Here is a 20,505-nt window from a genome sequence, read left to right on the forward strand (position 1 = left end):
TCAACTCCCCTCGAGGCGGCCTGCCCCCGAATCGTGCCATGACCGGCCGGCGGCCCGGGCCGGGTCCTCGGGTTCTCCTGGTACACCGGCCGGCCAGGCCGCGAGCACCGCCGCGGCGGCCGCGTGCGCGTCGACGCCGAGGGCGTGGGCGTTGGCGGCGTACTCGGCGGCCGCCGCACCGAGCGGGTCGGCCGGACCGGCCGGGACGGCCGCGACCACGGTGCCGGCCCGGCGGGCGGTGCGCAGCACGCCGTCGGCCTCCAGCTCCCGGTAGACCCGGGCGACGGTGCCGGCGGCGAGCCCGAGGTCGCCGGCGAGCTGACGGATCGCCGGGAGCCGCGCACCGACCGGCAGCGCCCCGGTCCGCACCAGGTGCAGGAGCTGGTCACGCACCTGGCGGAACGGCGCCACCCCGCTGTCCGGGTCGACGACGATGCGGGGAGCGCTCATCCGGCGTGTGCGAGCGACCGGCGGGACGGCACGGCGAGCCACATCCAGCACACGAGCGCCGCCGCCAGCACGACCAGCATCAGGGCGTTCATGACGTCGCCCAGGCCCGGGTTCAGCCAGTCCGGCCGCTCCGGCAGCGGCTGACCGTTGGACACGTTCAGGTCGGTCAGGAACACGATCCGCTGCGCGGCGGCGTTCGCCGCGACGCCGAGCCAGCCGATCCCGACCGCCACCGCGACCCGGGCGGTGCGGGCGCGCAGGGCCGCGTCGACGGCGGCGTCGGGGACCGCCGGTCGCCGCACGGCGAGGTGCACCAGGGTCGCCACCACGACCAGGCACAGCACCGCGCTGCCGAGGGTGAACCACCCGGTGTCGTTCGTCATCTCGGCGCGGTAGTCGGCGGAGATCCACCGCTGGTCGTCGTTCGGCGGCAGGGCCGCGGCGTAGGCGTCGGCCCACGTCTGCCCGGCGATGGCCAGCCAGGACAGTCCCACCGCCAGCACGGCCGGCACGGCGAACGCGACCACCCCCCAGCGTGGCACCAGGTCCTGCCAGCGGCGCGGCCCCAGCGAGGCGAACCGCACCCCGCTCACCGGGCGCAGCGTCGCGATCAGCTCGGCGATCAGCATGGCGGCCAACAGCGGGACGAAGATCCCGATCACCGTGCCATCCGCCAAGGCGGGCACGACCAGGTCGGCGAGCGTCGGCACGACCACGAACAGCACGACCATCAGCCGCCTGCGCTGCCACAGGTACCGGACCGCCTCGGCGACCTGCTGCCCGGCGGGCTCCGGGACGCCCCAGTTCCGCAGCAGCCGGGTGCCTCCCTGCCGGGTCGGCCACAGCACCACCAGCATCACGACGATCGCGATGACCGTCGGCAGGAACGTGTTCGAGAGCCAGTGCTGCACGCGCCATCACCCCGTTTGTACCGGAAGCTTGATACAAAGCTAGCACGGCATCCACCCACGGGCTGACCGAGGATGCGACCGCGGCGGGACGCCGGGGAGCGGCCGGGCCGTTTACGCTCGAACCGTGCGGCGCCTCAGCATGTGGATGAAGGGGCACCCGATCGTCGGGGACAGCCTGATCGCTCTGGTGATCCTGCTGTTCGACGTGATGATCTACGTGGCGGCGGCGTTCGCCCCGGGGATGGACCCGGAGCCGTGGTACATCGGCGTGCCCATCGTCGTCGGTGTGGTCGCGCCGATGGTGTTCCGCCGGAAGTACCCGGTGGCGGCGGCGTTCCTGACGTTGCTGTGCGGCATCCCGCACGCCGTGTTCGAACTCGGCGTGGCGAGCTTCGCGACCGCGTGCATCGCGCTGTACACCCTGGTCGTCTACGTCGGCCGCCGGCAGGCGACGGCGTTCCTGGTGGCCAACGCGCTGATCACCGGCATCCAGACCCCGCTGCAGTACGAGGACCGCGAGTCCGTGGTGCTGACCCTGATCATGGCGGCGATGCTGCTCGCGCTGTCCTGGCTGCTCGGCGAGTTCGTCGGCGCTCGCCGGGCCTACCACGCGGAGGTCGAGCAGCGGCTCTCGCTGCTGGAGGTCGAGCGGGACCACCAGGCGCGGATGGCGGTGGCCGAGGAGCGGGCGCGGATCGCGCGCGAGCTGCACGACGTGGTCGCGCACGCGGTGAGCGTGATGGTGGTGCAGGCCGACGGGGCCGCCTACGCCGTGCACGGCAACCCGGAGCTGGCCGACGGCGCGGTGCGGACGATCTCGCAGACCGGCCGGGAGGCGCTGGCCGAGCTGCGCCGGCTGCTCGGCGTGCTGCGCAGCGAGGACGAGGGCGGCGGCCGCACCCCGCAGCCGGGCACCCAGTCGCTCGCCGAGCTGGCCGAGCGGGTGCGCGGGGTCGGGCTGCCGGTCCGGCTGGAGCTCGTCGGCGACCTGGACGAGCTGCCGACCGGCATCGGGCTCGGCATCTACCGGATCGTGCAGGAGGCACTGACCAACTCGCTCAAGCACGCCGGCCCCGGCACCCAGGCGCTGGTCCGGGTGGAACGCACCGCCGACACCGTGGAGCTGGAGATCTCCGACGACGGGCGGGCGGCGATGCGCACGCTGGTCGGGGTGGCCGGCGGCAACGGGCTGATCGGCATGCGGGAGCGGGCGCTGGTGTTCGGCGGCAGCCTGGAGGCCGGGCCGAGCGCCGACGGCGGCTGGCAGGTCCGGGCACGGCTTCCGCTCACGACGGACTGAGCCGCTACCTTGGGCCGCGTGATCAGGGTGGTGCTGGTCGACGACCAGGAGCTGATGCGGGCCGGGTTCCGGATGGTGCTCGGCGCGCAGGAGGACGTGGAGGTCGTCGGCGAGGCAGGCAACGGCGCGGAGGCCGTGGAGCTGGCCGCGTCGCTGCGTCCGGACGTGGTGCTGATGGACGTGCGGATGCCGGTGCTCGACGGCGTCGAGGCCACCCTGCGGATCACCGAGCGCGGTCTGGCCAAGGTGCTCGTGATGACCACCTTCGACCTCGACGAGTACGCCCTGTCCGCGCTGCGCAACGGGGCGAGCGGGTTCCTGCTCAAGGACACCCCGTCGGCGCACCTGGTGGACGCGCTGCGCTCGGTGGCCAGCGGCGACGCGGTCGTCTCGCCGAGCGTCACCCGCCGCCTGCTCGACCGGTTCCTCGGCGCGGCCGGCGGGCAGCTGCGGGACGCGGCCGTGCTGGACGTGCTGACCGACCGGGAGCGCGAGGTGCTGCTGCTGATCGCGCAGGGCCTGTCGAACACCGAGATCGCGCGGAAGCTGTTCCTGTCCGAGGCGACGGTGAAGACGCACGTCGGCCGGGTGCTCGCCAAGCTCGACCTGCGGGACCGGGTGCAGGCGGTCGTGCTCGCCTACGAGACCGGCCTGGTGCGCCCCGGCGAGCACTGAGGTCGGGGATCCCCCTACCTGAGTCCGACCGCGAATCAGGGTCGACTCAGGGTGTCAACCGATTCCGCCAGCCTTTCGGTTGACGGAGGCTAGTCCCGGAAGTTGACCCGGACTGGGGACCACGGGTGGACGTGCGGGGACACGTCGCGCCAGCACCATTGGCGGCAACGGGGACGAAGACCTGAACCAGGGAGAGAGCATGATCGAGGCACATGGCCTCACCAAGCGATACGGGAAGACGGTCGCGGTCGACGACCTGTCGTTCACCGTCCAATCCGGACGGGTCACCGGTTTCCTCGGCCCGAACGGCGCCGGCAAGTCCACCACGATGCGGATGATCCTGGGGCTGGACGCGCCCACCGAGGGCAGCGTCCGGATCGACGGCAAGCGGTACCGGGAGCTGCACAACCCGCTGCGGGTCGTCGGCGCGCTGCTGGACGCCAAGTGGGTGCACCCGAACCGCTCGGCCCGCGCGCACCTGCGCTGGCTGGCCAAGTCCAACCGGATTCCCATGTCGCGGGTGGACGAGGTGCTCGACACGGTCGGCCTGACCAACGTGGCCAACCGGCGGGCCGGCGGGTTCTCGCTCGGCATGTCGCAGCGGCTCGGCATCGCCGCCGCGCTGCTCGGCGACCCCCAGGTGCTGCTGTTCGACGAGCCGGTGAACGGCCTGGACCCCGAGGGCATCCTGTGGATCCGCCGGTTCATGCACCGGCTGGCCGACGAGGGCCGCACGGTGTTCGTGTCCAGCCACCTGCTCTCCGAGATGGCGCTCACCGCGCAGGAGCTCGTGGTGATCGGGCGCGGCAAGCTGATCGCGCAGTGCAGCACCGAGGACTTCGTGGCACGGGCCGCGGAGAACAAGGTGACCGTGCGCAGCCCGCAACTCGGGCTGCTGCGTACCGCCATCGGCCAGCAGGGCGCGACCGTCCGGGACGAGGGCGACAGCCTGGTCGTGTCCGGAATGGACATCGCCGACATCGGCGAGCTGGCCGCGGCCAACGGCGCGGTGCTGCACGAGCTGAGCGCGCAACGCGGCTCGCTCGAGGAGGCCTTCATGCAGCTGACCGGCGACTCAGTGGAGTACCACGCCTCCGGGACCGACGCCGACACCGAGGCCGCGCTCCGGGCCGCGGCCGCCGACCTCCAGCCCGCTGGGAAGTGACGACCATGACTCTGCTCGCCGTCGAACGCATCAAGCTGTTCACCACTCGCTCGCCGATGTGGTGCACCGTCGCCGCCCTGGCGATCACCATCGGCTTCGCCGCGATGATCGCCGGGGTCGACACCGAGAACCTGCCGACGATCGCCTCCAGCCAGTTCAGCTACAGCTTCGGCCTGGTCGTGATCATGGTGATGGCCACGCTGGCGATCACCACCGAGTACCGCTTCGGCACCATCCGGGCGACCTTCCAGGCCATCCCGAACCGGACCGCCACCCTGCTGGCCAAGACGACCGTGGTGGCCGTGTTCGCCGCGGCGGTCGGCGTGCTCGCGTCGTTCGGCTCGGTGGCCGTGTCCAAGCTGATCCAGCCGGAGGCCGACCTGGCCATCAACACGGCCTTCGAGTGGCGGGCGACCGCCGGCGTCGGCCTGGTCTACGCGGCGGCCGCGGTGTTCGCCTTGGCGATCGGCGTCCTGGTCCGGCAGTCGGCCGGCGCGGTGGCGATCGTGCTGATCTACAGCCAGCTGGTGGAGAGCCTGGTCGCGCTGATCCCGAACATCGGGACCGACATCCAGAAGTGGATGCCGTTCTACGTGGCCAACAAGTTCCTCACCGGGGACCCGGACCCGACCACCCGGGCCGTCGCCGAGGGCCCGCCGCCGTCGGCCGCGACGCTGAGCCCGTGGTGGGCGCTGGCCTACTTCGTCGCGATCGCCGTCGCGCTGCTCGCGGTCTCGCTGTTCGCCGCGAACCGGCGGGACGCGTAGGGAGAACCAACGCCGCGCCGGCCGGGACGCCGTGGGGACGTCGCACCGGCGGCGCGGCAGCCAGGGGATGAGCCCGGGTCACCTCTTCGGGGGAGGTGACCCGGGCTCTACGCGTGCTGGTAACGATTTGTCGCCGATTGTCGATACTCCGCATGGACGGGGCCACGCGCAGTACACCAGCCGGCGCGATTAAGACCACGTTAAGCCATCGTGACCCCGGACACAGCAAGCGGACATATCCTCGGTTCTCGGGTCATATCGACATGGGGGGGTCCGGCTAACTGCATATGTGGGTGTCCTTGGAGGTGGACTTGTGACGGTGGTTGACACCGGCCCGTTTCCCGAAGCCGCCACTCCGGCGGCGGTAGAGCAACGACGCTCGTCCAACCCATCGTCCAACTCGTCGTCCAACTCGTCTTCCCCGCCCAGCTTCGACGGCGTCCGGGTCGAGCCCCTGATCGGGCTGCAGTGGTCCCAGGCCATCGAGATGTGGGGCGCCGAGGACGCCACGACGCCGGCCGAGACCCGGCGGGCGTGGCTGCACCGGGCGCCCGAGGCGCAGGTACTGGCGCTGTACCGGACCATCCGCGCCGCGGACCCGCACGCGCCGGCGCCCTGGTGGCTGCGCGCGGTGGCCGCCGGCACCCTGACCTCCCGCGCCGAGGGCTTCGCGGTCGAGGACCGGGTGGCCAAGCTGTTGTCCGCGCGGCCGGGCTGGGTGTTCGTGCCGTGGGCGACCGAGGGCTCGTCCGGGTACTGGGAGTACGTGCCGTCCGAGCGCAAGCTGACCGAGCCGGGGATGCCGACGACGCTGATCCTGACCGCCCGCCATGCCGGTTGGATCGACGTGCTGCGCGTGCACACCGGCGAGACCCCGGCCCCGGTGGCGGTCGCCGGGCTGCCCGACCTGCGCGCGAACCTCGCCCACATCGAGTCGATGGGGCCGGTCTAACTAGGCTCCTCCGGGTGGACGCACCCGACCTGACCGGCCGCCGAACGGTGGTCAGCTTCGTCAACCGCAGCGGCCGGATGACCGTCGGCCAGGCCAGGGCGTGGGAGCGGCACTGGCCGCGGCTGGGCCGGGAGGTCACCGAGCTGCCGCCCGGGCCGGTCGACATGGCGGGCTGGTTCGGCCGCGAGGCGCCGGTGCTGCTGGAGATCGGCTCCGGGATGGGTGAGACCACCGCGCGGCTCGCGGAGGCGGCGCCGGAGCTGAACTACCTGGCGGTCGAGGTGTATCCGCCGGGGCTCGCGCAGCTGATGATGCGCGCGGAGGAGCTGGGCCTGTCGAACCTGCGCCTGCTGCGCGGGGACGCGGTGGTGCTGCTGGAGCGGCACGTGCCGGCGGGTTCGCTGCACGGGGTGCGGATCTTCTACCCGGACCCGTGGCCGAAGAAGAAGCACCACAAGCGGCGGCTGGTGCAGCCGTCGTTCGTGGCGTTGGTGGCGTCGCGGCTGGAGCCGGGTGGGCGGGTGCACCTGGCGACCGACTGGGCGGACTACGCGGACCAGATGCTCGAGGTGCTGTCCGCCGAGCCGCTGCTGCGCAACGTGTACGACGGCTGGGCACCGCGTCCGTCGTGGCGGCCGTTGACGAAGTTCGAGAGCCGGGCCGAGGAGGCCGGGCGGGTGAGCCGGGATCTGATCTTCGAACGCCGGTAATGCCCGATTTCTTGCGACTTGCCTGTTCGCTTGGCTAGAGTTTTGGTCGTGCGACCAGAAAACCAGTCGGGCGAACAGACCCGCTCGTTCATCGAGCAGGCGCGGCGTGCGCAGATCGTGCGCGCGGCCGTGGAGACGATCGCCGAGCTGGGGTTCGCGAAGTCGTCGTTCGTGCGGATCGCCGGCCGGGCCGGGATCAGCCCTGGCCTGATCTCGTACCACTTCGCCGGCAAGGACGAGCTGATCGCGCAGGTCGCGGCGGACATCGGCGCCGCGATGAACGAGGCGATCGAGGAACGCGCGGCCGGCGCGCGGAGCTACCTGGACGCGCTGCGGGCGATGATCCGCGGGCTGGTGCTGTTCTGCGCCGAGCACCGGACGGAGATGTACGCGCTGCGCGAGATCGCCGAGAACGCGCCGGCCAGCGGCGGGGCCGCGGTCGACCGGAACGTCTCGGTGGACCAGCTCGCCGGGCTGCTCCGGGAGGGCCAGGAGCACGGCGAGTTCCGCGCGTTCGACCCGCACCTGATGGCGGTCACGTTGAACGCGGCGCTCGAGGCGGCGCCGAGGGAGTTGTACTCCCGGCCGGAGACCGACGCGGGCCGGTACGCCGAGGAGTTGGCCGAGACGTTCGCACTGGCCGTGCGGCGTACCGGCCGCGGACGGAGGAGACATGGCTGAGGTTCTGGTCGCGCCCCGACACCGGGTGGAACGACGGGCGATGGGCTGGTGGGCGTTGCGGGCGGCCGCGGTGACGGTGGTGGTGGGCGGGGTGCTCGGGGTGGGGTACCTGCTGATCACGCCGTGGCGTGGGGTGCTCGGGCCGGTGCTGCTGGTGGCGCTGGGGGTGGGGCTGGTGCACCTGGTGCTGGCCCCGCCGTGGCGGTACGCGGTGCACCGGTGGGAGGTGACCGGGGAGGCGGTGTACGTGCGCAGCGGGTGGTTCGTGCGGGAGTGGCGGATCGCGCCGATCTCCCGGGTGCAGACGGTGGACACGGTGCGCGGCCCGGTGCAGCAGGCACTCGGCCTCGCCACGGTCACGGTGACCACGGCGTCGGCGGCCGGCCCGATCACCCTGGTCGGCCTCGACCACCGCACGGCGGACACGGTCGCCCGCGAGCTGGCGGAGATCACCCAGGCGACCCCGGGAGACGCGACGTGAGCGCCGGGACCGACGAGCACCGCGGGCGCGGCGGCGACGAGCCGGCCACCCCGCCACCCACCTTCCCGAACGGCGACGAAGCCGCCACCGGTCGGAGCGAACAGTCGGCACGGTGGGAGCGGCTCGATGCTCGGGTGATCTGGGTCGATCTGGTGCGGGTGTTGCTGTCGCTGGTGCCGATGGTGGTGACGCCGGTCGTGTTCGGGGGCGTGGTGGACGGGTCGGTGCTGTGGCCGGTCGCCGTCGTCGGGGCGGTGGGGGTGGTCGGGGCGGTCGCGGACGTGCTGCGGTGGCTCAAGACGCGGTACCGGATCACCGGGGAGCGGGTGGAGGTGCGGTCGGGGCTGCTGGTGCGGTCGCACCGGTCGGTTCGGCGGGACCGGATCCGCAGCGTCGACACCACCGCGCGGCTGCGGCACCGACTGGCGGGGTTGCGGGTGGTGGCGGTCCGGGCCGGTGACCGTACCGGCGGGTCGGCCTCGCTGCGGCTGGACGCGGTGTCGGCGGCGACGGCGGCACGGCTGCAGGACGAGTTGCCGACCGGCGCGGGGACCGCGACAGGAACCACGGCGGAGCCGACCGGCGCGGAGGCAGGGGGTGCGGCGAAGCCGGAGCCGGCCGGCGCGGGGACCGCGACAGGAACCACGTCGGGGGCGGGCGGCGCGGAGGCAGGGCTCAGGGCGAAGCCGGAGCCGACCGGCGTGGGGACCACGACAAGGACCGTTCCGGGGGCGGGCGGCGACGGGGTGCTCGCGACGTTCCGGTGGGCGTGGGTGCCGTACAACGCGTTCACCGTGTGGGCGTTCCTGACCGCGGCGGGGCTGGGGTGGGGTGCGTACTGGTTCGGCTCGACGGTGGGGGTCGACCTGGCCGGCGTGGTGGCCGGGCTGGCCGACTGGGGGGCGCTGGGTACCGGGTGGACGGTCGTGGTCGCGGTGCTGGCCGCGGGGGTGGTCGGCGTGATCGGGGTGGGGACGGCGTTCGTGGTGGAGCACTGGGGGTTCCGCCTGGTGCGGGCGGACGGGCCGCGCGGGACCGTGCTGCGCACCAGCCACGGGCTGTTCCGCACCCGCCGGGTGGACCGGGACGACGCGCGGCTGCGCGGGGTGGAGCTGCGGGAGCCGCTGCCCTGGCGGTGGAGCACGGCGACCGAGACCTCGGTGGTGTCGACCGGGCTGACCGCCAACTCGTGGACCACGGGGGCCAGCACGATCCTGCCCAAGGCGCCGATGGCGGACGCTCGACGCGTGGCCGGCGCGGTGCTGCGCGACGACCGGCCGCTCGCCACCCCCTTACGCGCGCACCCGCCGGCCGCGCTGCGCCGGCGGCTCGGGTGGGCGGTGCTGGTCAGCGGCCTGCTCACCGGCGGGCTGTGGTGGTTCGCGCCTGGCTCGTGGTGGCTCGCCGGGGTCGGGGTGGTGCCGGTCGCGCTGGGGCTCGCGGTGCTGGCGTACCGGTCGCTCGGGCACGCGCTGGTCGGCCAGCACCTGGTGACCAGCCACGGGCTGAACCGGACGACGGTGGTGCTGCGGCGCGGAGCGGTGATCGGGGTGGCGTTCCGGCAGTCGGTACTGCAGCGGCGGCTCGGACTGGTCACCCTGCGGACGACCACGGCGGCCGGGGCGGGCGTCTACCCGGCGCCGGACCTGCTCGTGGCGGACGGGGTGGCGCTCGCGGACGCCACCGTGCCGGGCCTGCTCACCCCGTACCGGGGCGAAATGCCGGTTTCGTCGTCGACTGTGGGTAGTGCCGCCTGAGTCGACGCCACACGATGAGGTAATTGAGTCGCACCCCAGCGGGACCGATATCCACAGATGTGACCGCACTGCGCGACGAGGCCACGACGTCCTCCCCACCGCTCGTCACCCCGCCCCCGCATCGTGCGGGCCGGTCGCCGTACGCGGAGGCCGAGGAGTTCCTGCGGGCGTTCCACCGGGCGCGACCCAAGGCCGGCCAGGTGGAGGAGCGGCTGGCCAAGGTCCGGTCGGAGATCGCCGCGACCGGGACCTACCGACACAAGCCGGCCGAGCTGGCGTTCGGCGCGCGGCTGGCGCTGCGGAACAGCGGGTGGTGTCCGGCCGACGTGCCGTGGCGCGGGCTGCTGGTGCGCGACCTGCGCGAGGTCCGGGACAGTGCCGAGGTCGCCGCGCAGTGCGTGCAGCACCTGCGGATGTCCACCAACGACGGCAAGGTCCGGCCGATGGTGAGCGTGTTCGCGCCGGACACGCCGTGGCGGCCCGGTCCGCGCCTGCGCAACGACCAGCTGGTCCGCTACGCCGGGTACGCCGAGCCGAACCGGGTGCTCGGCGACCGGCGCTACGTCGACTTCACCACCGCGGTGTGCCGGCTGGGGTGGCGGCCGCCGACCGGGCGGAGCGCGTTCGACAAGCTGCCGCTGGTGGTGGAGACCGCACACGAGGGCATGTCGCTGCACCCGCTGCCGAGGGACGTGGTGCGCGAGGTGCCGCTGGAGCACCCCGAGCTGCCGTGGTTCGTCGACCTCGGCCTGCGCTGGCACGCGGTGCCGGTGATCAGCAACATGCGCCTGCACATCGGCGGCATCACCTACCCGGCGGCCCCGTACAACGGCGTCTACATCTGCCAGGCGATCGGCGAGGACGTGCTGGCCGACGACGCCGCGTACGGGTTGGGCCGGCACATCGCCGAGCGGCTCGGCCTGGACACGCGCACCGAACGCACACTGTGGCGGGATCGCGCGATCGTGGAACTCAACCGGGCGGTCGTTCACTCGTTCGATGCGGCGGGCGTGACCATCGAGCACTCGGTGGACGGCTTCCTGCCCGCGACCGGCGGTGTCCGGCGCCCCGCGTTCGTGCCGTGGGACGACGAGCCGCTGCGGTAACGCGTTTGGCAGGATCGCCGGCATGCCTTCTCCCGTGCGCTTTCATGCCCCGATCGTGTTGCCCTGTGACCCCGCGTGTTCGGTCCTGCGGGACGCCGTCGTCGACGTGGACGCCGACGGCCGGATCACGCACTGCGGGCCGCGCACGGACGCGCCGGCGAACGCGCTGCCGGTCCGGTCACTGCCCGGGATCCTGCTGCCTGGGCTGGTGAACGCGCACGCGCACAGTCCGATGACGGTGCTGCGCGGGATGGGCGGGGACCTGCCGCTGCTGCGCTGGCTCCAGGAGATCATCTGGCCGGCGGAGGCGCGGCTGACCCCGGCGGACATCGAGGCCGGCATGGTGCTCGGCTCGGTGGAGATGCTGCGCGGCGGGATCACCACGAGCGTGGAGCAGTACTTCCAGGCCGAGCACCTGGTCCGCGCGCTGACCGCGACCGGGCAGCGGGCGGTGGTCGGGCCGGCGGTGGTGGAGCTGCCCGGGCTCAGCTGGCGCGCGCAGCTCGACGAGATCAGCGCCCGGATCGACGTCGACGGCCGGTTCTACGCGGACGGCCGGATCGAGATCGCCTACGCGCCGCACTCGGCGTACATGCTGCCGCCGGAGGCGCTGACGATGGTCGGCGAGGCGGCCCGCGCCCGGGACGCGATGGTGCTGCTCCACGTGGCGGAGTCGGCGAAGGAGGACGCGACCCAGCGGCAGCGGTACGGGTCGGTGCCCCGGCTGCTCGCCGAGGTCGGGCTGTACGGGGGCCGGGTGCTGGCGGCGCACGCGGTGCACCTGTCGGACGAGGACATCGCGGTGTTCGCCGAGCACGGGGTCGGGGTGGCGCACTGCCCGGGGTCGAACGCGAAGCTGGCGTCGGGGATCGCCCGCCTGGCGGACCTGCGGGCGGCGGGGGTGCCGGTCGGCCTCGGCACGGACGGGCCGGCGAGCAACGACGACCTGGACCTGTGGGAGGAGATGCGGCTGGCGGCGATGTTCGCCAGGGTGTCGGCGATGGACTCGGCGGCCTTGGTGGCGTCGGACGTGCTGCTGCTGGCGACCCGGGGCGGGGCCGAGGCGTTGGGCCGGGAGGACATCGGCGCGCTGGAGGTGGGACGGTGGGCTGATGTGGTGCATGTCGAGGTGGACGACCCGGCGTTCGCGGCGGGGTTGGACGTGGCGGACGAGCACCTCCTGGCGAACCTGGTCTGGGCGGCGGGGGCGCGGCTGGTCCGGGATGTTTGGGTGGCGGGCGAGCAGGTCGTCGCCGACCGGGAGCCGACGCGGGTGGAGCGGGCGCGTGCGCAGGCGGCGGCCGGGGCGGTGACCCGGCGGCTGCGCTGAACGTACGACTCGCGCGACGGGAACGTACGACTCGCGGGTCAGGGGCGTTGGCGGATGACGATCTCGTGGACGTGGGCGTCGGGTGGGGTGGTGATGGCGGTGTGGATGACCTTGGCGACCGAGGACGGGGCCATGTACTGGTCGGGTTCGAAGTCGGCCTGTTCGAAGGTGCGGACGGCGCGTTGCATGTCGGTCGCCGTGCGGCCGGGGTGGACCGAGGTGACGCGGAGGCCGGGTTCCTCGGCGCGGAGGACGTCGGCGTAGGCGCGGAGGGCGAACTTGCTCGCCGCGTACGGGCCCCAGCGGGGGTTCGCGCGCAGGCCGGAGCCGGAGTTGACCAGCACCACGTGACCGGACGCGGCGCGGAGCGCGGGCAGGAGCAGGCGGGTCAGCTCCACCACCGCGGTCACGTTGACCTCGAAGGAGTCGCGCCAGTCGGCCGCATCGACGTCCGGCAGCGCGCCGATGCGCAGCACGCCCGCGCTGTGCACCAGGACGTCCAGTTCGGTGATCGACTCGACGGCGGCCGCGACCGCCGCGTGGTCGGTCAGCTCGACCGGCCACGGGCGGGCCGCGGGCAGCCGGGACGCCGCGGCGGTCAGCGCCGCCTCGTCCCGGCCGCCCAGCAGCAGCTCGTGGCTGTCGGCCAGGGACTCGGCCACGGCGGCGCCGATGCCTCGGGACGCTCCGGTGATCAACGCCAAGGGGCTCATGCACTCACCTTACGAGTGCTCACCGCCGCTTCTCGTACACCGCCACCACCGACGGCCTTGGCTGGCTGTCGCCGCCGTCCGGCCAGTGCGACAGCGGGTTGTCCGCACTCGCGCCGTCCAGTTCGCCGGGGTGCTGCACCGACACCAGGACGAAGTCGTCCCGGATGATCGGGCCGCAGGTCTCCGCGCCGGCGGGCACGGTGAGGAACTGCTTGACATGCCCGCGCTCGCGGCCCTCGACCGGCACGGCGAACAGGCCGTCGTTCGAGCCGAGGGCGTTGCCGTCGGTGGACAGCCACAGGTTGCCCCGGTCGTCGAAGGCGATGTTGTCCGGGCACGAGATCGGGCTGACCTGGGACTTGTCGTACCCGCCGAAGTACGTGTCCGGTGACTCCGGGTCCCCGCACACCAGCAGCAGCTGCCAGGAGAACCGCTCCGCCGTGTTGTCCCGGCGGTGCTCCTCGAGCTCCAGCACGTGCCCGTGCCGGTTGTTCACCCTCGGGTTGACCTCCGTCGGGCCCTCCTTGCCGCCGGGGCCTCGGTCGGTGTTGTTGGTCAGCGCCGCGTACATCCGACCGGTCCGCAGGCTCGGCTCGACGTCCTCGGGGCGGTCCATCTTCGTGGCACCGACGGCGTCCGCGGCCTGGCGGGTGAAGACGTACACCTCCTCGGCGGTGAAGCCGTCGACGAACGACCGGTCGCCGCCGGCCAGCGGGATCCACTCGCCGCTGCCGTCGAACTCGCCGTCGGCGGGCAGCTCGCCGGAGCCGTCGATCTCCGAGGTCGGGCTGTCGCCGGTGAACCTGGCGACGTACAGCGTCCCGGAGTCCAGCAGGCGCTTGTTGTGCTCCCGCGCGTACCGGCTGTCGCCGCGCTTGTAGCGGCCGTCGGAGACGAACTTGTACAGGTACTCGAACCGCTCGTCGTCGCCCATGTACGCCACGACCCGGCCGTCGCGGGCGACGATCACGTTCGCGCCCTCGTGCTTGAACCGGCCGAGGTTGGTGTGCTTGACCGGGTTGGACTCCGGCTCCAGCGGGTCGATCTCCACGATCCAGCCGAACCGGTTGGCCTCGTTCGGGTCGCGCGCCAGGTCGAAGCGGCGGTCGAACCGCTCCCACTTGCGGGTGGTCTCCCCGCCGGGGAAGCCGTAGCGGGCCAGCCGCTCGCGCGCCACCGGATCCGTCACGGCGTCGGCGTTGGCGAAGTACTGGTTGACGTTCTCCTCGCCGGACAGGATCGTGCCCCACGGCGTCACCCCGCCGGCGCAGTTGTTCATCGTGCCGAGCACGACCGTGCCGCTCGGGTCGGCCGAGGTCCGCAGGTAATCCGAGCCGGCCGCGGGCCCACGCACGTCGAACGGCGTGGTCATGGTGATCCGCCGGTTGTAGTGCCGGTCCAGCCGCACCTCGAGGCGCCCGCGCCGGTCCTGCTCCAGCAGCACCACCGACAGCCCGTGCGCGGCGAGCGCGATCTCGAACTGCTCGCGGGTCGGGTCGTCGTCGTTCCAGCCGAGGAACATGAACGACTCGCTGGTGTACTCGTGGTTGTTCACCATCAGCCAGCGGTCCCGGTGCCCACGCCGGGGCACCCGGACCAGCCCGCAGTAGTCGTTGTTGAACCCGAACTGCATGGCCTGCGCGGCCGCGGTCTGGTTCGCGAAGTCGAACTCCGGCGCGCCCGGCAGCACCGGGTCGCCCCACCGGATGAGCACGTCCTGCTCGTAGCCGCGCGGCACCACGACCGCGTCCAGCGTGTTCGGCTCCACCGGCTCGAAACGCAGGCCGGACCCGTGCCCGGCCGGGGAGGCGGCGGCGACCCCGACGTCGAGGACGGCGCCGGAGACCGCGAGCACCGCGCCCGCCTTGAGCACCTTCCGCCGGTCGACCGCACCGCGGACGACGTCACCGAAGTACGGGTTGTCCGAGGTGTTCGGTGCCTCGTGCGAGCAGGCGTCGCCGCAGCGGTAGCGGCAGGTGACCGCCGCCCGGCCACCGGGATGGGCGGGCAGTATGGGAAGGAAACGTGACTTTTCGGTGAACGGCACGTGAAGCCTCCAGGTCAGCGGGAACGTGCCGACCGTAGGGAAGCGACCACGCCGAGACAAGACCGAGCCAAGGGACGGAGCCGCCCGACCGGACGGCTCCGTCCGGTGCGAATCAGTCCTTCCAGACAGCGACGACCGCGGGCCGCGGCTGGCTGTCGCCGCCGTCCGGCCAGTGCGACAGCGGGTTGTCCGCGCTCGCGCCGTCCAGCTCACCGGGGTGCTGCACCGACACCAGCACGAAGTCGTCGGTCACCACCGGACCGCAGGTCTCCGCGCCGTGCGGCACGGTGAGGAACTGCTTGACGTGCCCACGCTCACGCCCCTCGACCGGCACCGCGAACAGCCCGTCGTTCTGGCCGAGCGCGTTGCCGTCGGTGGAGATCCACAGGTTGCCGCGCTCGTCGAACGCCACGTTGTCCGGGCACGAGATCGGGCTGACCTGGGACTTGTCGTAGCCGGCGAAGTAGGTGTCCGGCGACTCCGGGTCCCCGCACACCAGCAGCAGCTTCCAGCGGAACCGCCGCGCGGTGTTGTCCCCCCAGAACTCCTCGATCTCCAGCACGTGGCCGTGCCGGTTGGCCGGCCGGGGGTTCATCTCGGTCGGGCCCTCGGTGCCCGGGTTGCCGCGCTGGGAGTTGTTGGTGAGCGCCGCGTAGATCTTGCGGGACCGCAGGCTCGGCTCGACGTCCTCCGGGCGGTCCATCTTGGTCGGACCGACCGTGTCGGCGGCCAGCCGGGTGAAGACGTAGACCTCCTCGGCGGTGAACCCGTCGACGAACGACCGGTCGTTGCGGGCCAGCGGGATCCACTCGCCGAAGCCGTCGAACTCGCCGTCGGAGGGCACCTGGCCGGAGCCGTCGATCTCGTCGGCCGGGCTGTCACCGCGGAACTTCGCCACGTACAGCGTGCCCGAGTCGAGCAGGCGCTTGTTGTACTCCCGGGCGTACCGGCTGTTGCCGCGCTTCATCCGCTTGTCCGACACGAACTTGTAGATGTAGTCGAACCGCTCGTCGTCGCCCATGTAGGCGACCACGTGGCCGTCGCGGGCGACGATCACGTTCGCGCCCTCGTGCTTGAACCGGCCGAGCGCGGTGTGCTTGACCGGGGTGGAGTCCGGGTCGAGCGGGTCGATCTCCACGACCCAGCCGAAGCGGTTGACCTCGTTGGGCTCCTTGGCCAGGTCGAACCGGTCGTCGAACCGCTCCCAGCGGCGGCCGGACGCGCCGCCGCTGATGCCGTAGCGGGCGAGGCGCTGCTTGGTCACCGGGTCGGTGACCTGGTCGGCGTTGGCGAAGTACTGGTTGTAGTTCTCCTCGCCGGACAGGATCGTGCCCCACGGGGTGACCCCGCCCGCGCAGTTGTTCAGCGTGCCGAACACCCGCCGGCCGCTCGGGTCGGCGGAGGTCTTGAGGTAGTCCGAGCCGGCGGCCGGGCCGGTCACCTCGAACTCGCTGTTCACCGTGATCCGCCGGTTGTAGTGCCGGTCCAGCCGGACCTGGAGGCCGCCCCGGCGCTCCTTCTCCACCATGACCACCGACAGCCCGTGCGCGGCCCAGGCGATCTCCACCTGCTCGCGGGTCGGGTTCTCGTCGTCGTAGCCGAGGAACATGAACGACTCGGTGGTGTACTCGTGGTTGCTGACCATCAGCCAGCGGTCCTGGCTGCCCCACCGGCGGGGCAGCGGCACCAGCCCGCAGAAGTCGTTGTTGTAGCCGAACTGCATGGCCTGCGCGGCCGCGGACTGGTTCGCGAAGTCGAACCGGGGCGCGCCCGGCAGCACCGGGTCGCCCCAGCCGATCACGACGCCCTGGTCGTAGCCGCGCGGGGCGACGACGCGGTCCTCGGTGTTGGGCGCGACCGGCTGGAAGTCCAGGTCGTCCCGGCCGCCGTGACCGTGACCGTGGCCGTGGCCGTGGCCGTGCCCGTGACCCCGGCCGGGCGTGGCGGCCGCCGAACCGGCGCCGACGGTCGCCGCGCCGGCGCCGGCCACGGCGAGCACCGCGCCCGCCTTGAGCATCGTCCGCCGCCCAACGACCTCCGCGACGACGTCACCGAAGTAGGCGTTGTCGGAGGTGTTCGGCACGTCGTGGGAGCAGGCGTCGCCGCAACGGTAGCGGCAGGTGACCGCCGAGCGACCAAAGGTGTTGGTGACGGGAAGTAACGGAAGGAGCCGGGGCTTGTCGGCAGACACGCGATCCTCCTGATCAGTGGGAACGCGCCGACGCTAGGAGCCCAACACCATCGGCAGCCGCCGTCCAGGTGAACGGTGGGCGAACAGCTCAGATGGCGCCCTCGGCCACGACGTTCCCGGCCGCGTCGTAACCGGTGTGGCGGGCGCCCTCGATCGAGCCGTCGAGATCGGCGTGGGCGACGGTCCACCCGTCGTACTCGAGAACCAGCACGGCCACCTCGGCGCCGTCGCCCTGGTACACCGACAGGCGCGTCACCTCCGGCGAGGTGAGGAACACCCGCTGGTCGGCCACCTCGTTCCGCAGCCCGGGCGGCATGGGCAGGTCGAGGTCGGCCAGGCTCCGGTACGTCTCGCCGGTGCCGTGTTCACGCCCCTGACGCCCCGACCGGCACCGGCGTTTAGCCGCGCGGCGGCTCAGTAGCCGATCTGCTCGCGGACCAGGACCACCGTGGCCCGGTCGGGGAACGCCTCGCGCTCCATGATGAGCAGCTTGCCGACGAACGACGCCGCGCCCCGCTGCCGCCACCGCTCGTTCTCCAGCGGGTAGCAGTAGGCCCGCACCCGGCGCAGCGCGGTGTCCAGGTCCGGCACGACCTTCTGCGCGCCGACCACCCAGATCACCCGCTCGGCGCCGGCCGCGTACGGGCCGAACTGGCTTCCGCTCGCGGACGCCGCCACCAGCACACCGTCCTCGGTGATCGCCTGCACGCTGCCGACGACCACGTCCGGTGCGGCGCCCATCCGGATCTGCGCCCGCAGGTCGGACTCGTCGGCGAGGGTGGCCCGCACCGACCGGAACTCACCGGAGCGGTCCACGTCGTCGGCGATGCCGGACGTCCGCAGCGTCTCGCTGTTCGCGGTGAAGACGTCCTTGTCCCGGGGCAGCAGCTCGCGAACCAGCTCCCTGGCCCGCGCGACGGTGTCCACGACGTGCGTGTTGTAGCCGCGCTCGGTCAGTCCCCCGACGGCCCTGGCCAGCTGCTCGTCGTCCGCCGGCCGGGCGAAGGACAGGTCGGCCGAGAGCGCCTCGATGGTCATGGGTTCCCCTTCGATGGTGGTTCCTTTTGGTAACTGACCCCATCGTGAGGAACTATGGTTGCCGGCGACAGAAGGCACTTCGGTCTGCCCGAGGCAGGTGGAGGTAACCGTGCAGCTAACCGGCGTGGACGCGGAGCGGATGTGTTTCGCGCGACAGATCATGGACCGGGTCGGCGACAAGTGGTCGATCGCGATCGTGCACACGCTCGGCCGGGACACCCTGCGGTTCACCGAGCTGAAGCGGGCGATCGACGGCATCAGCCAGCGGATGCTCACCGCCACCCTGCGCGGCCTTGAGCGCGACGGCCTGGTCGAGCGCACAGTCCACCCGGTGGTGCCGCCTCGCGTCGACTACCGGCTCACCGAGCTGGGCCTGACCCTGCTCGGCACGGTCTGCGAGCTGGCGAACTGGGCGGTCAATCACGCCGACGAGATAGCCGGGGCGCGCGCCGACTACGACGCGCGCCCCGACACCGCCTGACCTACCGCTCGACCTCGCCGGCGATGAACTTCTCCACCGCCTCGTAGGCGTCGTCGTCGGCGTACTGCTCCGGCGGCGACTTCATGAAGTACGAGGACGCGGACAGGATCGGGCCGCCGGTGCCCCGGTCCAGCGCGATCTTCGCGGCCCGGACCGCGTCGATGATCACGCCGGCCGAGTTCGGCGAGTCCCAGACCTCGAGCTTGTACTCCAGGTTCAGCGGCACGTCGCCGAACGCCTTGCCCTCCAGCCGGATGTAGGCCCACTTCCGGTCGTCCAGCCACGGCACGTGGTCGGACGGGCCGATGTGCACCGACGCCCGCTCCATCTCGTGCGGGATCTGGGAGGTGACCGACTGGGTCTTGGAGATCTTCTTGGACTGGAGGCGCTTGCGCTCCAGCATGTTCATGAAGTCCATGTTGCCGCCGAAGTTGAGCTGGTAGGTGCGCAGCAGCTCCACCCCCCGGTCCTCGAACAGCTTCGCCAGCACCCGGTGCGTGATCGTCGCGCCGACCTGCGACTTGATGTCGTCACCGACGATCGGCAGGCCGGCCTCGGTGAACTTGGCCGCCCACTCCGGGTTGGAGGCGATGAACACCGGCAGCGCGTTGACGAACGCCACGCCCGCGTCGATGGCGCACTGGGCGTAGAAGTGTGCCGCCTCCTCCGAGCCGACCGGCAGGTAGGACACCAGCACGTCGACCTCGGCCTCGCGCAGCGCGGCGACGACGTCGACCGGCGACTCGTCGGACTCGGTGACGATCTCCCGGTAGTACTCGCCGAGCCCGTCGAAGGTGTGGCCGCGCTGCACGGTCACCCCGAGCGGCGGCACGTCGCAGATCTTGATCGTGTTGTTCTCGCTGGCCACGATCGCCTCGGACAGGTCACGGCCGACCTTCTTGGCGTCCACGTCGAACGCGGCGACGAACTCGACGTCGCCGACGTGGTAGTCACCGAACTCGACGTGCATCAGGCCCGGAACGCGGGTGGCCGGGTCGGCGTCGCGGTAGTAGTGCACACCCTGGACCAGTGACGCCGCGCAGTTGCCGACGCCGACGATGGCCACCCGAACACTGTGCCGGCGCTGTTCGCCCATGCCGGTTCTCCTTCTCCCTGTGTGGCCGCGGCCGCTCGTGGGCCGCGGAAGTTCGTTCCCAGGTCCGCGCTGACCTGCCGACGCCGGGGTCACCCCTCGGCGCCGCCCTGCTGTTCTTCCTGCTCCGTCGCGATCAGCTCGTTGAGCCAGCGGACCTCCCGTTCGCTGTGCTCCAGGCCGAGCCGGTGCAGCTCGCGGGTGTAGCGGTCGATCTGCTCACCCGCGCGCGCCATGGACGACCGCAGCCCTTCCCGCCGCTCCTCGACCCGGCGCCGGCGACCCTCCAGGATCCGCATCCGGACGTCGGCCGGAGTGCGGGAGAAGAACGCCATGTGCACGCCGAAGCCCTCGTCGTCGTAGGCCTGCGGGCCGACGTCGGCGACCAGGTCGGCGAACCGTTCCTTGCCCTCGGCGGTGAGCTTGTAGACCCGCTTGGCCCGCTTGCCCCAACTGCTCCGCGGGCCCTCCGCCGGGGTCTCCTCGACGATGAGACCCGCCCGCAGCAGCCGGCGCAGCGTCGGATACAGCGAGCCGTACGAGAACGCGCGCAGCGTGCCCAACGTCTCGGACAGTCGTTTGCGCAGCTCGTAGCCGTGCATCGGGGCCTCGTGCAACAGCCCGAGGATCGCGAACTCGAGCAAATGCCACCCCTTT

General features: G+C 72.3%; 21 protein-coding genes. 12 read left to right on the forward strand and 9 right to left on the reverse strand.

Features of this window, described 5'->3' with window-relative positions; all coding sequences use genetic code 11:
* Together JT362_RS25560 and JT362_RS25565 are read right to left on the reverse strand one after the other, a co-directional pair.
* A complete protein-coding gene (locus JT362_RS25560; RefSeq protein ID WP_260194292.1) occupies window positions 1-450 on the reverse strand; it encodes a GntR family transcriptional regulator in 450 nt (149 codons plus the stop codon).
* A complete protein-coding gene (locus tag JT362_RS25565) occupies window positions 447-1,361 on the reverse strand; it encodes a hypothetical protein (protein WP_260194293.1) in 915 nt (304 codons plus the stop codon). The genes JT362_RS25560 and JT362_RS25565 overlap by 4 nt, the downstream gene beginning before the upstream one ends.
* A gap of 145 nt (window positions 1,362-1,506) precedes the next feature.
* Here JT362_RS25565 and JT362_RS25570 point away from each other — a divergent pair, with 145 nt between their 5' ends.
* From JT362_RS25570 to JT362_RS25620, 11 genes are all read left to right on the forward strand, one after another.
* Window positions 1,507-2,661 (forward strand): sensor histidine kinase, encoded by a 1,155-nt coding sequence (locus tag JT362_RS25570; RefSeq protein WP_446014137.1) that lies wholly within the window; start codon window positions 1,507-1,509, stop codon window positions 2,659-2,661.
* A gap of 18 nt (window positions 2,662-2,679) precedes the next feature.
* Window positions 2,680-3,336 (forward strand): response regulator, encoded by a 657-nt coding sequence (locus JT362_RS25575; RefSeq protein WP_260194294.1) that lies wholly within the window; start codon window positions 2,680-2,682, stop codon window positions 3,334-3,336.
* Window positions 3,337-3,535: 199 nt separating this feature from the next.
* On the forward strand, window positions 3,536-4,501 hold the full coding sequence (locus tag JT362_RS25580; RefSeq protein ID WP_260194295.1) for an ABC transporter ATP-binding protein: 966 nt from the start codon (window positions 3,536-3,538) through the stop codon (window positions 4,499-4,501).
* Window positions 4,502-4,506: 5 nt separating this feature from the next.
* Complete coding sequence (locus JT362_RS25585; RefSeq protein WP_260194296.1) at window positions 4,507-5,268, forward strand: ABC transporter permease; 762 nt, start codon at window positions 4,507-4,509, stop codon at window positions 5,266-5,268.
* Window positions 5,269-5,581: 313 nt separating this feature from the next.
* Window positions 5,582-6,220: a hypothetical protein gene (locus JT362_RS25590; RefSeq protein ID WP_311202754.1), complete on the forward strand. Its 639-nt coding sequence runs from the start codon at window positions 5,582-5,584 to the stop codon at window positions 6,218-6,220.
* A gap of 77 nt (window positions 6,221-6,297) precedes the next feature.
* A complete protein-coding gene (trmB, locus tag JT362_RS25595) occupies window positions 6,298-6,930 on the forward strand; it encodes a tRNA (guanosine(46)-N7)-methyltransferase TrmB (protein ID WP_260194453.1) in 633 nt (210 codons plus the stop codon).
* 48 nt (window positions 6,931-6,978) lie between these two features.
* A complete protein-coding gene (locus JT362_RS25600) occupies window positions 6,979-7,611 on the forward strand; it encodes a TetR/AcrR family transcriptional regulator (RefSeq protein ID WP_260194298.1) in 633 nt (210 codons plus the stop codon).
* On the forward strand, window positions 7,604-8,092 hold the full coding sequence (locus JT362_RS25605; protein WP_260194299.1) for a PH domain-containing protein: 489 nt from the start codon (window positions 7,604-7,606) through the stop codon (window positions 8,090-8,092). The genes JT362_RS25600 and JT362_RS25605 overlap by 8 nt, the downstream gene beginning before the upstream one ends.
* Window positions 8,089-9,849, forward strand: a complete 1,761-nt coding sequence (locus JT362_RS25610) for a PH domain-containing protein (RefSeq protein ID WP_260194300.1) — start codon at window positions 8,089-8,091, stop codon at window positions 9,847-9,849. The genes JT362_RS25605 and JT362_RS25610 overlap by 4 nt, the downstream gene beginning before the upstream one ends.
* A 59-nt stretch (window positions 9,850-9,908) precedes the next feature.
* Window positions 9,909-10,955, forward strand: coding sequence for a nitric oxide synthase oxygenase (locus tag JT362_RS25615; protein ID WP_260194301.1), 1,047 nt, complete (start codon window positions 9,909-9,911; stop codon window positions 10,953-10,955).
* A gap of 22 nt (window positions 10,956-10,977) precedes the next feature.
* Window positions 10,978-12,285 carry an amidohydrolase family protein gene (locus JT362_RS25620; protein WP_260194302.1) on the forward strand — a complete coding sequence of 436 codons (1,308 nt, stop codon included), beginning with the start codon at window positions 10,978-10,980 and terminating at the stop codon, window positions 12,283-12,285.
* A gap of 38 nt (window positions 12,286-12,323) precedes the next feature.
* On the opposite strand, the gene JT362_RS25625 is transcribed toward JT362_RS25620, so the two are convergent.
* From JT362_RS25625 to JT362_RS25645, 5 genes are all read right to left on the reverse strand, one after another.
* Complete coding sequence (locus tag JT362_RS25625; RefSeq protein ID WP_260194303.1) at window positions 12,324-12,998, reverse strand: SDR family oxidoreductase; 675 nt, start codon at window positions 12,996-12,998, stop codon at window positions 12,324-12,326.
* 19 nt (window positions 12,999-13,017) lie between these two features.
* The gene (locus tag JT362_RS25630; protein ID WP_260194304.1) at window positions 13,018-15,045 is read right to left on the reverse strand and encodes a PhoX family protein; all 2,028 of its coding nucleotides are present in this window, start codon (window positions 15,043-15,045) and stop codon (window positions 13,018-13,020) included.
* Between the two features lie 112 nt (window positions 15,046-15,157).
* On the reverse strand, window positions 15,158-17,236 hold the full coding sequence (locus tag JT362_RS25635; RefSeq protein ID WP_260194305.1) for a PhoX family protein: 2,079 nt from the start codon (window positions 17,234-17,236) through the stop codon (window positions 15,158-15,160).
* A gap of 88 nt (window positions 17,237-17,324) precedes the next feature.
* Window positions 17,325-17,552 carry a hypothetical protein gene (locus tag JT362_RS25640; protein ID WP_260194306.1) on the reverse strand — a complete coding sequence of 76 codons (228 nt, stop codon included), beginning with the start codon at window positions 17,550-17,552 and terminating at the stop codon, window positions 17,325-17,327.
* A gap of 98 nt (window positions 17,553-17,650) precedes the next feature.
* The gene (locus tag JT362_RS25645) at window positions 17,651-18,274 is read right to left on the reverse strand and encodes an LUD domain-containing protein (protein WP_260194307.1); all 624 of its coding nucleotides are present in this window, start codon (window positions 18,272-18,274) and stop codon (window positions 17,651-17,653) included.
* A gap of 109 nt (window positions 18,275-18,383) precedes the next feature.
* Between JT362_RS25645 and JT362_RS25650 the strand changes: the two genes are divergently transcribed.
* Window positions 18,384-18,755, forward strand: a complete 372-nt coding sequence (locus JT362_RS25650) for a winged helix-turn-helix transcriptional regulator (protein ID WP_375546555.1) — start codon at window positions 18,384-18,386, stop codon at window positions 18,753-18,755.
* 1 nt (window position 18,756) lies between these two features.
* Here JT362_RS25650 and JT362_RS25655 read toward each other — a convergent pair whose 3' ends face one another.
* Both JT362_RS25655 and JT362_RS25660 read right to left on the reverse strand, forming a co-directional pair.
* The gene (locus JT362_RS25655; RefSeq protein WP_260194308.1) at window positions 18,757-19,851 is read right to left on the reverse strand and encodes an inositol-3-phosphate synthase; all 1,095 of its coding nucleotides are present in this window, start codon (window positions 19,849-19,851) and stop codon (window positions 18,757-18,759) included.
* Window positions 19,852-19,940: 89 nt separating this feature from the next.
* A complete protein-coding gene (locus JT362_RS25660; RefSeq protein WP_260194309.1) occupies window positions 19,941-20,492 on the reverse strand; it encodes a PadR family transcriptional regulator in 552 nt (183 codons plus the stop codon).
* Between the last annotated feature and the right edge of the window lie 13 nt (window positions 20,493-20,505).

It is taken from the genome of Actinophytocola gossypii (genome assembly GCF_025165815.1).
GTDB classification, from domain to species: Bacteria; Actinomycetota; Actinomycetes; order Mycobacteriales; family Pseudonocardiaceae; genus Actinophytocola; species Actinophytocola gossypii.

Bases quoted from the DNA above. Each gene is read 5' to 3' on its own strand.
- JT362_RS25560 (WP_260194292.1), bottom strand. From the start codon at position 450: ATGAGCGCTCCCCGCATCGTCGTCGACCCGGACAGCGGGGTGGCGCCG.
- JT362_RS25570 (WP_446014137.1), top strand. From the start codon at position 1,507: ATGAAGGGGCACCCGATCGTCGGGGACAGCCTGATCGCTCTGGTGATC.
- JT362_RS25580 (WP_260194295.1), top strand. From the start codon at position 3,536: ATGATCGAGGCACATGGCCTCACCAAGCGATACGGGAAGACGGTCGCG.
- JT362_RS25585 (WP_260194296.1), top strand. From the start codon at position 4,507: ATGACTCTGCTCGCCGTCGAACGCATCAAGCTGTTCACCACTCGCTCG.
- trmB (WP_260194453.1), top strand. From the start codon at position 6,298: ATGACCGTCGGCCAGGCCAGGGCGTGGGAGCGGCACTGGCCGCGGCTG.
- JT362_RS25605 (WP_260194299.1), top strand. From the start codon at position 7,604: ATGGCTGAGGTTCTGGTCGCGCCCCGACACCGGGTGGAACGACGGGCG.
- JT362_RS25620 (WP_260194302.1), top strand. From the start codon at position 10,978: ATGCCTTCTCCCGTGCGCTTTCATGCCCCGATCGTGTTGCCCTGTGAC.
- JT362_RS25625 (WP_260194303.1), bottom strand. From the start codon at position 12,998: ATGAGCCCCTTGGCGTTGATCACCGGAGCGTCCCGAGGCATCGGCGCC.
- JT362_RS25640 (WP_260194306.1), bottom strand. From the start codon at position 17,552: ATGCCGCCCGGGCTGCGGAACGAGGTGGCCGACCAGCGGGTGTTCCTC.
- JT362_RS25645 (WP_260194307.1), bottom strand. From the start codon at position 18,274: ATGACCATCGAGGCGCTCTCGGCCGACCTGTCCTTCGCCCGGCCGGCG.
- JT362_RS25655 (WP_260194308.1), bottom strand. From the start codon at position 19,851: ATGGGCGAACAGCGCCGGCACAGTGTTCGGGTGGCCATCGTCGGCGTC.